This is a genomic window from Aurantimicrobium sp. (genome assembly GCF_036667855.1).
Lineage (GTDB): Bacteria > Actinomycetota > Actinomycetes > Actinomycetales > Microbacteriaceae > Aurantimicrobium.
Genome location: NZ_JAVWTF010000003.1, coordinates 63,353 through 73,339, shown reverse-complemented (window position 1 = coordinate 73,339; position 9,987 = coordinate 63,353). Strand labels below are relative to the sequence as shown.

The 9,987-nt window shown below is 55.7% G+C and carries 13 protein-coding genes; 2 read left to right on the top strand and 11 right to left on the bottom strand.

Going from position 1 to position 9,987, the window contains the following annotated elements; all coding sequences use genetic code 11:
- Positions 1-82: 82 nt before the first annotated feature.
- The 6 genes from RR877_RS02180 to RR877_RS02155 are packed head-to-tail and all read right to left on the bottom strand — an operon-like array spanning position 83 to position 5,213.
- Entirely contained in the window at positions 83-964 is an 882-nt protein-coding gene (locus RR877_RS02180) for a prenyltransferase (RefSeq protein ID WP_332550533.1), read from the bottom strand.
- Positions 961-1,284: a lycopene cyclase domain-containing protein gene (locus RR877_RS02175; RefSeq protein WP_280800718.1), complete on the bottom strand. Its 324-nt coding sequence runs from the start codon at positions 1,282-1,284 to the stop codon at positions 961-963. Before RR877_RS02175 ends, RR877_RS02180 begins: the two co-directional genes overlap by 4 nt.
- Positions 1,281-1,616, bottom strand: coding sequence for a lycopene cyclase domain-containing protein (locus tag RR877_RS02170; protein WP_332550532.1), 336 nt, complete (start codon positions 1,614-1,616; stop codon positions 1,281-1,283). The genes RR877_RS02175 and RR877_RS02170 overlap by 4 nt, the downstream gene beginning before the upstream one ends.
- Before the next feature lie 5 nt (positions 1,617-1,621).
- Positions 1,622-3,235, bottom strand: coding sequence for a phytoene desaturase family protein (crtI, locus tag RR877_RS02165; RefSeq protein WP_332550531.1), 1,614 nt, complete (start codon positions 3,233-3,235; stop codon positions 1,622-1,624).
- A complete protein-coding gene (locus RR877_RS02160) occupies positions 3,232-4,146 on the bottom strand; it encodes a squalene/phytoene synthase family protein (RefSeq protein WP_332550530.1) in 915 nt (304 codons plus the stop codon). The genes crtI and RR877_RS02160 overlap by 4 nt, the downstream gene beginning before the upstream one ends.
- On the bottom strand, positions 4,143-5,213 hold the full coding sequence (locus RR877_RS02155; RefSeq protein WP_280804591.1) for a polyprenyl synthetase family protein: 1,071 nt from the start codon (positions 5,211-5,213) through the stop codon (positions 4,143-4,145). Before RR877_RS02155 ends, RR877_RS02160 begins: the two co-directional genes overlap by 4 nt.
- A 34-nt stretch (positions 5,214-5,247) precedes the next feature.
- Between RR877_RS02155 and idi the strand changes: the two genes are divergently transcribed.
- Positions 5,248-5,793 carry an isopentenyl-diphosphate Delta-isomerase gene (gene idi / locus RR877_RS02150; protein ID WP_332550529.1) on the top strand — a complete coding sequence of 182 codons (546 nt, stop codon included), beginning with the start codon at positions 5,248-5,250 and terminating at the stop codon, positions 5,791-5,793.
- Between the two features lies 1 nt (position 5,794).
- On the opposite strand, the gene RR877_RS02145 is transcribed toward idi, so the two are convergent.
- The 5 genes from RR877_RS02145 to RR877_RS02125 all read right to left on the bottom strand — a co-directional run bounded on the left by RR877_RS02145 (position 5,795) and on the right by RR877_RS02125 (position 8,914).
- Positions 5,795-6,187 carry a PIN domain-containing protein gene (locus tag RR877_RS02145; RefSeq protein WP_332627645.1) on the bottom strand — a complete coding sequence of 131 codons (393 nt, stop codon included), beginning with the start codon at positions 6,185-6,187 and terminating at the stop codon, positions 5,795-5,797.
- Positions 6,184-6,438, bottom strand: coding sequence for a type II toxin-antitoxin system prevent-host-death family antitoxin (locus RR877_RS02140; protein ID WP_110234746.1), 255 nt, complete (start codon positions 6,436-6,438; stop codon positions 6,184-6,186). The genes RR877_RS02145 and RR877_RS02140 overlap by 4 nt, the downstream gene beginning before the upstream one ends.
- A gap of 106 nt (positions 6,439-6,544) precedes the next feature.
- Positions 6,545-7,150 (bottom strand): dCTP deaminase, encoded by a 606-nt coding sequence (gene dcd / locus RR877_RS02135; protein ID WP_110234747.1) that lies wholly within the window; start codon positions 7,148-7,150, stop codon positions 6,545-6,547.
- A gap of 41 nt (positions 7,151-7,191) precedes the next feature.
- Positions 7,192-7,614 (bottom strand): DCC1-like thiol-disulfide oxidoreductase family protein, encoded by a 423-nt coding sequence (locus RR877_RS02130; RefSeq protein WP_332627643.1) that lies wholly within the window; start codon positions 7,612-7,614, stop codon positions 7,192-7,194.
- A gap of 4 nt (positions 7,615-7,618) precedes the next feature.
- Positions 7,619-8,914 (bottom strand): DEAD/DEAH box helicase, encoded by a 1,296-nt coding sequence (locus RR877_RS02125; protein ID WP_332550526.1) that lies wholly within the window; start codon positions 8,912-8,914, stop codon positions 7,619-7,621.
- 66 nt (positions 8,915-8,980) lie between these two features.
- Between RR877_RS02125 and RR877_RS02120 the strand changes: the two genes are divergently transcribed.
- Positions 8,981-9,982 (top strand): hypothetical protein, encoded by a 1,002-nt coding sequence (locus tag RR877_RS02120; RefSeq protein WP_110234750.1) that lies wholly within the window; start codon positions 8,981-8,983, stop codon positions 9,980-9,982.
- The last annotated feature ends 5 nt before the right edge of the window (positions 9,983-9,987 follow it).

Genomic DNA, 9,987 nt, shown 5'->3' with positions numbered 1-9,987 from the left:
TCTGGCAGAACAAACAGATCCCCAACTCGAAGAGTTGGGGATCCGTTGACATCTCGAATTGCACCGAACTGTGCAGAACTTGTTACCCGTGCAGCCAGGTAAAGATCAGCAACATCGTCACGATAAAGCCAGCAAAGAAGTTAATCCCGAGAAACTTCTTCCAGCCACGGTTGGCCTGCTCACAGTCAGCATCGCTGAGGTTCCTAAATGGCCAGACCATGAGGATATAGGGAACGGCAGTCGCTGCAGCAACCCAGTAGGGCCAGGTGGGTTCGGTAAAGAACGCGCCAGAAAGAATGAGTACTCCGGCGAGCGCGTAGCAAGCAAGAGCAAAGCGAGAGGTGTTTGCAGCGCCAATAACGGTGGCAATAGAGGAGAGCTCTCCCTCCCTGTCTGCCTGAATGTCCTGAACTGCGCCGAAAGCGTGAGAGGCCATTCCCCAGAGGAAGAACGCGTTCAAGATCAGCCACAGGTCAGGTGTGAAGGTGGCGCCGGCCAAGACCACTCCATAAACGGCAGGGCTCACGAAGTGGGTGCTGCTGGTGAAAGAGTCGAGGAAGGGAATCTCTTTAAAGCGCAAACCCTTCATCGAGTAGGCCACAACTGCAAACATGCTCACGGCCAGAACGATGTTCGCATCCAGGTTGCCTATCGCAACGAGATAGATCAGGAACGGGATGTTGGTAATGACCACAGCCCACAAGGTGACCTTGTGAAGACTGCGGTCCAGCACAGCTCCTTCAACTCCACCCTTGCGGGGGTTACGCATATCTGACTCGTAGTCGAAGACATCATTGATGCCATACATCGCCAGGTTGTAGGGGATTAGGAAGAAGATGGTGCCCAGAATGAAGGTGAGATCAACCTGGCGTGTGGTCATCAAGTAGGCAGCCGCGAACGGGAATGCGGTGTTGATCCAGGACAGGGGCCTGGAGGAAACGAAGAGTTGCTTCAGTGTGTTCATCTCTTCTTCCTTGTTCCCAACAAAATCCACAACACCGGCAAGATGATGACGGCGGCGAGGGTGTAGCCAAAGTCTTCCAGAGGTGCGAGCCCAATGTAGCTACCCAGAAGTGTGCTGGGGTCATATGCCACCAGACCCACTCCAATAATGACGTTGTCAAAGATGGCCGTCGTGATCATCATGATGACCAGCGTGATGCCAAACGTCCACCACACAGGGGTAGAGAACTTCACTCCCCGCCTACTGCTCACCACGATGGCAATCACAGCAAACCACACGGCGAGGCCCAAAAAGACAGAGTTCAGAACGGAGTAGGTCACTTCGGCACTGCCTTTGCCACATACTTACTGACGCCTCGGCTGACAGCCACGAATACATTCATGGTCATGTAACACAGCAGGGTGAGGAAGAACACTTCCTCCAGGGGAAGTTCTGGTGCGAGTTGGATTCCGGTCATCCATTGGCCTTCGCCGCGGAAAAAGACACCGGCATCAATGCCCGTGAGATCCCAGATCAGGAAGAACACGATTCCCGTGGTCAGCACCAGTGTTGCCCTGCGGGCATCCTGCCAAAAGAACAGCGTGAACCGTCTATCCAGCATCACCATGCCGGTGAGGGACACCAGCAGTGCTGCGAGATAGAGAAAGTTCATCTGACTTATGCGGTTTTGTCGACCGTGGGAAAGAGAGGCTCGGGCAGTGGCTCGGTGGTGGTGTCACCACGAAGGCGCTTGACCAAGATCTCGGCAGAGATCAAACACATGGGCAGACCGATGCCGGGGATGGTGGTGCCGCCGGTGTAGTACAGGTCTTCCACCTTCTTGGAGATGTTGCCCGAGCGGAAGAATGCACTCTGCGAAAGGATGTGGCTGGGGCCGAGGGCTCCACCTTTCCAAGAGTTGAGGTCGTTGGCGAAGTCTGCAGGGCCGACCGTGCGACGAACAGTGATGCGCTTGGCCAAGTCAGGAACTCCAGTCCAGACAGCAATCTGGTCAATGGCGTTGTTAGCGATTGCTTCAACTTGCTTGCTTCCCTTGCCATCAATGCCACCCTGACCGATTGTCACATCGGCAGGAATGGGGACCAAGATGAACAAGTTGGTGTCACCCTTGGGCGCAACAGAAGCATCCGTTGCACTCGGCTTGCACACATAGATATTTGCTGGTGAAGGAACCGAAGTCTCTTCACCAAAAATCTTCTTGAAGTCTTCGTCCCAATCGTTCGTGAAGAACAAAGTGTGGTGCTCAAGCTCAGGAACTTCTCCCTTGACGCCCAAGTAGACCAGGACAGCACTGGGGCCTGAGACCTTCTTCTCCCAGTAGCTTTCGCCATAGGTCTGTAATGATTCGGGAAGAAGCTCGGTCTCGGTGAAGTGAAGGTCCGCTGCAGAGACCACGATGTCTGCAGCCAGAGTGGTTACTGTCTTGGACTTGCCCTTGGTGTATTCAACACCGGCTGCTTTGGCTTTGGCCTTGTGGCCAGCAGGGTTCACCACCGTGAGGATCTTGGACACGTTTGCCTCGGTAATGAGGTTCACACCCTCAGCCACCGCAATGTCTCGGATGCTTTCGATCACACGGTTGAAGCCACCCTGGGCATAGAGCACACCATCTTCGAGGTCGAGGTAGCTCATCAGGTGATACATCGAAGGAGTGATGAAGGGGCTAGAACCTAGGAATACGGCGGGGTATCCCAGGATCTGTTGCAGACGGGGATCACTGACGTGACGCGACGCGAACTTATGTAGTGACTCTTGGAGCAGCTTGGCCAATTTGGGGGTGCGACGCAGAACGTCGGCGCGCATCAGCGGGCCATACTTTTCAAAGCTGGTGTAAAGGAAACGCTTCTTTGCCATCTCATACGTGTCTTTGGCAGAGTCCAGGTAGCGCTCCATGGCGGGACGTGAACCGGGTTCCAGCTTCTCAAAAAGTTCGAGGTTGTCTTCGCGGTTATCCAAGACATCAACAGGGGTTGCTGGGTAGAAACCGTCTTCTTCAAACAGAACACGATAACCGGGGTTGAGCTTGGTTAGCTTGAGCTGCTCATCACTCGAGGTGCCCATGAGTTTGTAAAAGTGGTCAAAGACCTCGGGCATGAGATACCAGGAAGGACCAGTGTCGAAACGGAAGCCGTCCTTCTCCCAGCTTCCCGCACGACCGCCTACCTCTGTGTGCTTTTCCAGCAGGGTGACCTGATACCCATCGCGGGCAAGTAGTGCTGCTGAAGCGAGGCCGGCAATACCGCCACCAATAATGACTACGGACTTGGTCATGAGATTCTTCCCATCAGTGCTGCAAGTGCGAGGCGGGCCTTGACGAGTGTCGGCACGCTCACGCGGGTGTGCTTCAGCTCAGCTGCAGGAGTGCGTGCAATCCTGCGGTTGAGCTCAGCAAAAAGATTTTGGGCCAGCGCCACAGCCTTACGACTGCTGGCGGGAAGCAAAGGAACAATCGCGCCCGAGACTGCTAGGTCAGCGTCGATGTCTTCGACGAGACGTTGTTTGTCAGCCTCGGTAAAGGTGGCGATGTTGATGCCAGGGAAATAGCTGCGACCCAAGGCGTCCACATCAGCACTGAGATCGCGCAGGAAGTTCACCTTCTGGAAGGCAGCACCGAGTTTGCGAGCGCCGGTAACAAAAGTGTCATTCTCTTCGGGAGTGAGATCTATCCCGACCAGGAATGCCTTCAAGCACATCAAACCAACAACCTCAGCCGAGCCATAAACATATTCGTCGAAGCTTCTGGGCGTGTGGGTCACACGAGTGATGTCGGTGCGCATCGACTTAAAGAACGGGCGAGTCAGGTCGGGCTCGATTCCTGTCCTGCGCGCGGTCAAGGCAAAAGCGTGCACCACCAGATTGGTGCTGTAGCCGCGCTGCATCGCGGCTTCGGTTTCTTCTTCAAGTTCATCGAGGAGACGGCGAATCTCTTGTTCGCTCACTCCTGCATACGCGGCAACGCCATCGACGATTTCATCGGCGAGACGAACGAGGCCATAGATGTTCTCGACGTCTTGACGCACGCCAGCACCCAGTAGGCGAGCTGCCATTCCGAAGGAGGTTGAGTACTCACGAATGATCATGCTCGCGGTTTGCTCCGCAACGCGGTCATAGAGGGCACTCTGCCTGGTGGGCTGTTCACTCACGGGCACAGAGGCATCCTGGACAAGCTTGTCGTTACTCATCGCACGCGCTCCACGACCGCAGTGACGAGTGGGGTGAGTTGTTCGATGAGTTGCTGAGGAATGCCCGCCCCGTGCAGCGCAGCGACAGCCTCATCGGCGTAGTCCGAGGCGAGGCGCTGCGTGAACTTCTTGGCACCAGTGCGTTCGAGAACCTCACGCACGGTTGCAGCGTCTTCGGCAGAAAGTTCACTATCTCCCACGAGCTGTGAAATGGAGCTCCACTCAGCAGTCTGCGAGGCGAAGGCAATCAGTGCCGTGCGCTTACCTTCACGAAGATCACCCAGAGTGGTCTTACCGGTGGATGCTTCGTTGCCAAAGACACCGAGTAAGTCATCCACTATTTGATACGCAATACCAATGTTGCGACCAAACTCGCCCAGTGCAGCGATGACGTCGTGGGTTGCACCAGCCAGCAGTGCACCTGCTTGCAGCGGTGCTTCGAACGAATACACCGCCGTTTTGAGTCGTTCCATGTGAACAATCTCTTCGATGCTGGGCATTCCTGAATACAACGAGAAGTCCACGTCAATGAGTTCACCGGCAGCAGAGTCAAAGACGGCACGGTCCAGCAGCTCAACCAGAGCGTCACGAACCTCAGGGTTCGCACTTGCCCGCTCCATCAATCGGAATGATCCGGTCAGAGCCAAGTCACCGGCAATGACGGCAACAGACATGCCTCGATGTTCAGCTGTCGGAAGAGACAAACCAGCGGTTTGTGCCACGTCTCGATAGCTGCCGGATACGTTAGGAATTCCTCGGCGGACAAAGTCACGATCGACAACGTCGTCGTGAACAATCAGTGCGGTGTGAAGAAGTTCAAAGGAAGCACCCACGTGTGCTGCAGAGCGAAGATCCGAACCACCCAGTGCTGTGTAGGCGGTCATCACCATTTGTGGGCGGAAACGCTTGCCGCCGGCCGTGTTGGAGCGGAGGGTTTTCCAGAGCGCTTCATACGCTGGAGCGAGTGTGGCAGCCCGTTGAGTGGATAGGCTAAAGAAGCGCTCAAGTACCTCTTCGACGAGCGCGAGATGGCGCGTCATTTCGGCTTCTTGGCTGGGAATGCTCACCTCTCCAGACTAACTGACCAGACGGGAGCAAAACATGGGTGAATCCCCAGAACTTGTTGTGCTTCTGTCTGAGGACGGTGCCGCCATCGGCACCGCCGAGAAGGCCACTGTTCATACTGAAGACACTCACCTTCACCTTGCCTTCTCGTGCCACGTGTTCAATCGCGAAGGTCAGATCCTGGTCACTCGCCGCGCGCTGGAAAAGAAGACCTGGCCTGGTGTATGGACGAACTCGTTCTGTGGCCACCCTGCACCAGAGGAAGACTTCGTCGAAGCCATTCACCGTCGTGCTGAGCAAGAGCTGGGGCTCAAACTTGCTTCGGTGAAAAGTGCTCTTCCTGACTTCCGTTACCGCGCCGTGGATGCTTCCGGCATCGTAGAAAACGAAATCTGCCCTGTCTTCATCGCCATCGTGGATGACGAGCCTGTTCCCAATCCAGCTGAGGTTGCGGAATACGCCTGGGCCGAGCCCGTGGCTCTGCTTGCCTCGGTGGAAAAGTCCGCCTTCGCGTTTAGCCCCTGGCTCACACTGCAGTTGCCCCGGTTAGCTGTTGCCGGGTATTTATCTCCAGCCGGGTAGGTCACTGACTTTGCAGATCAATGGCAAACCCAGGGGCTGCAGAAACCAATTTAGAATCTCTAGTCCATAGTTCTCGACATCCGTGCAGCTGGGCAGCAGCAAGGTGAAGAGCGTCAGGTGTTTTCAAACCGTGTTTCACCCTGAGCGAAGCAGCTCTGAGGAATTGCTCTTCGCCCAGCTCCCGCTTTTCAAATTGGGAGAGGGCGCGAATGTAGTGATCATGGAGGACGAGGTTGTCATCCCTCAGAGGACCTGTGACGCATTCCATCGTGACAAGCGGTGTAATCATGACTTCTTCATCACCGAGATCTGCGAGTTTCTGTCTAATGAACTCTCCCTCAGAGGATTCATCTTCAACCGCAAAAATGACGACACAAGAATTTAGGTAGATCAATCCCACGCCTCACGGTTTTCTTGAATTTGTGTCTCGAGTTCTTGCTTTGTGCGTGACGTGGGAGTTGGCGGTGGGTTCTTCAGAAGCCACATTGCCGCTGCTTTCCCCGATTTCACGGGAGCAGGCTCGGTGGGAACCAGGCGAACAACAGCTTTACCGCGATTTGCGATAACAATCTCTTCACCCTGAACAGCGAAACTCACCAAACGAGACAATGAGTTTCTCGCTTCGAGGATATTGACTTGCTGCATGATGCTACTTTCTGGCTAGATTACTTAGCCAGATTATCACTCACCACAGACAAAGACCAGAGCCAACAAAAAAGGGGGCCACGATGGCCCCCTTTTCAAGTTTTTCTTAGCCGCCGATTGCTCCGGCATCTGTTGCACTGACATCAGTGCGGTGGAAGTTGAGGAAAGAGCGAGAAGCTGTGGGTCCACGCTGACCGTGGTAGCGGGACTTGTATTCAGCAGAACCATAGGGCTTCTCTGCAGGTGAGGTCAGCTTGAAGAAGCAGAGCTGACCGATCTTCATACCTGGCCAGAGCTTGATGGGCAAAGTTGCCATGTTGGACAGTTCTAGAGTGATGTGGCCGGAGAAGCCAGGGTCAATGAAACCTGCGGTGGAGTGGGTAACCAGACCCAGACGACCCAGTGAGCTCTTACCTTCCAGGCGAGCAGCGATGTCGTCGGGCAGGGAAACCTGCTCGTAGGTCGCGCCGAGAACAAATTCTCCAGGGTGCAGAATGAAAGGCTCGTTGGGGTCAACCTCGATCAGACGGGTGAGGTCTGGCTGGTCTTCAGCAGGGTCGATGTAGGGGTACTTGTGGTTGTCGAAGAGACGGAAGTACCGGTCAATGCGAACGTCAACGCTCGAGGGCTGAATCATGTCGTCAGCCGAAGGATCTAGGCCGATACGGCCCGACTCGAGTTCAGCACGAATATCGCGATCAGAAAGAAGCATGTTCTAAGCCTATCTAAGGAAAAGGGCGGTGTTGAGGCAGGTTACGGGCGTTTAAGAAGTCCACGAGGACCATAGGTCACACCAGCCACGCGGGAGTCAATCGCACAGACCTCCTTGCGGCCAAACCACGAGATCCGATTCCTTGCCACCTGGCGATACACAGCGTTTCTCAAGGGCCTGGGAACTATCTTTCCCAGTGCCGCGATGACCTTCCAGCGCTTGGGCAATACCTCGGCGAGCGCGAGCACAGCATCGCCTTCTTGTAGGACTTGACCCTTGTTCAGAACCACGACGGAATCAAAACCGGTGACCTGCGCTTCTCGAAGGAGCTCAGTTCCCCAGTCAGACTCTCCGGGCACGAACATGATGTGTGCTGGGTTGAGCTTCTCTGCAGTAATGCGCTTGCCCAACCATTCGACCAGTCCCACACACAGTGCGCAGTCGCCATCGATGAGGGCAATCATGCTCTTAACCTTCGAGGGGCTGGCCGAGTGATTCAACCCGGCCCATGAAACGTTCCACGTCGGGATCCACAATGACGTCGGAGGGACGGAGTGGGCGTGAGAGATAGAGGCCTTCAAGCGAGGTGATCCGGCTCAGTGCCACATAGGTCTGCCCCGGTGCGAAGGCGCGTGAACCCATATCGATCAGCGCACGGTCATAGGTCTGACCCTGTGCCTTGTGAATGGTGACTGCCCAGGCCAGGCGCAAAGGGAACTGGGTGAACTCGGCAACCACGTCTCGGCTGAGCTCATCCGTGCTCTGCTTATAGGAGTATTTGTAACGCTCCCAGGTGACCGGGTGCACTTCGTATTCAGAACCTGCCACGGTGACAAAGACGGTGTCCGTGATCTTGGTCACGGTTCCCACGGTGCCGTTGACCCAGCGGCCTTCGCTGTCGTTCTGCAGGAACATCACCTGAGCTCCGAGCTTGAGCTCGAGGTCCTCATCAGCAGGGAATGCATTCGCGGCGAAGTCCCCGCTCACATCAGCCGCAGCGACCTTCTTCTTACCTGGAAGCTTGGCTAGCTGCTCTGCATTAATGGCGTTCACGCGCGCATTGGTGGTGGCCAAGATAATGATGTCTTCGCCCTCAGGAACAGGGCGGTTGCCTGCAGAATTGAGAGCTGCACCCAGAGTCGGGGTCACCGTTCCGTGACGAACAGCATTCAACATTTCTTTAAACGCATCGTCACGCTGACGGTGAATTTCGGTGAGTTCAATAATGCGCAAAGGAGTGTCTTGCCAGACCGCTGCGTCAAAGAACCAGTTTGAGGCATACCGAGCTTGCAGGTATTCCTTCTCCTCTGGAGTGCGGGGAGGAACCGGAGAGAGTTGGTAGGGGTCACCGAACATGATGACCTGCACGCCGCCGAAGCTTTCCTTTTTGCGGTGGCGGGCCTCGCGGAGGGCGCGATCGATGGCGTCCATGATGTCGGCGTTGACCATGGAGACTTCATCGATCACGAGAGTGTCGATGGCGTTCAAGATCTTGCGCTGATCGGGGCCGTGGTTGAGGTCCAGCGAACCAATCAAGCCGGTGGGCAGACGGAACAGAGAGTGAATTGTCTGGCCGCCGACATTCAATGCGGCCACACCCGTTGGAGCACACACCGCAATGGTCTTCTCGGTGGTGAAGGCGAGGTGGTTCAGCAGGGTGGATTTACCCGTACCGGCACGACCTGTGATGAACACATGCTCTCGAGTTTCCTCAATGAGGTTAAAGACCTCCTGCTGCTGCGCAGATAAGGAGACTTTGTTCACTCCCGAAGTTTACCGGCGCTGTGCTTGCACAGCTTGTTGCCCACAGGCGCTTTGTAGGATGAAGAAGTGAAACTGACCAGACGCCAAGGAACCTATCTGGGGTTGGCCGCAGCTGTGCTACTCCTGGTCACCATCTTTGTAGGCGTGGGGATCAACCAGTCGCTCTATAGCGCCTCTGGTTTTGTGAGCCAATATCTCTCTGCGCTCTCGCGCCATGATGCCGCATCAGCTTTGTCGATGCCGGGCGTGGGCGACAAACTTCCAGCTGATGCCGACCGCACATTGTTGCGCGGATCCGCCATGGGTGAGCTCAGTGACATCACCATCACCAAGGTTTCCGGCAACGACGCCAAGACCAAGGTCACGGCGAGCTACCTGCTCGGTGGCGAAAAAGCCACGGGCACCTTCGTGGTCACGCGCATTGGCAGCACCATGGGCTTCTTTGAATCCTGGGCTTTCGCAGAACTGCCCGTGGCGAAGGCAAAGGTCACCGTGTGGCACGACGCTGCATTTGATGTGGGGAACTCAGGGCTGATTGATCTGCGCTCGACCGACTCAGCCAAGGACGCCACGGTCTGGGGTGGAACTGGAACGTATCTCCTCTTTGCCCCCGGCAACTATGTCTTCGACCACACCTCCACCTGGCTCACGGCAAAGAAGGTTGTGCTCGATATTGCAACACCTGGTGAAACCGCCGAGGTCGTCGTGGACGTGCAGGCCAACAAGGCTTTCACCAAGCGTGTGCAAAAAGAAGTCGACGACTACCTCGACAGCTGCGTGAAGCAACATGTGCTCCAGCCCGCCGGCTGCCCCTTTGGCTACCAAACCGGTAATCGTATTGTGGGAGAACCCACCTGGGAAGTAGCGGAATATCCTGTCATCACTGTCGTCCCCGGGGACACCACGTGGGCGGTCAGGAACGCGGTAGGAAAGCTCCGCATCACCGGCGAAGTGCAGTCCCTCTATGACGGCACCATCTCGCCGCTGGATGAAATTGTTGATGCAGTGTTCAACATCAACATTTCCATTCGAGCCGATGGCAACCTTGCCATCGTGCTCTCGCAGTAATCGCT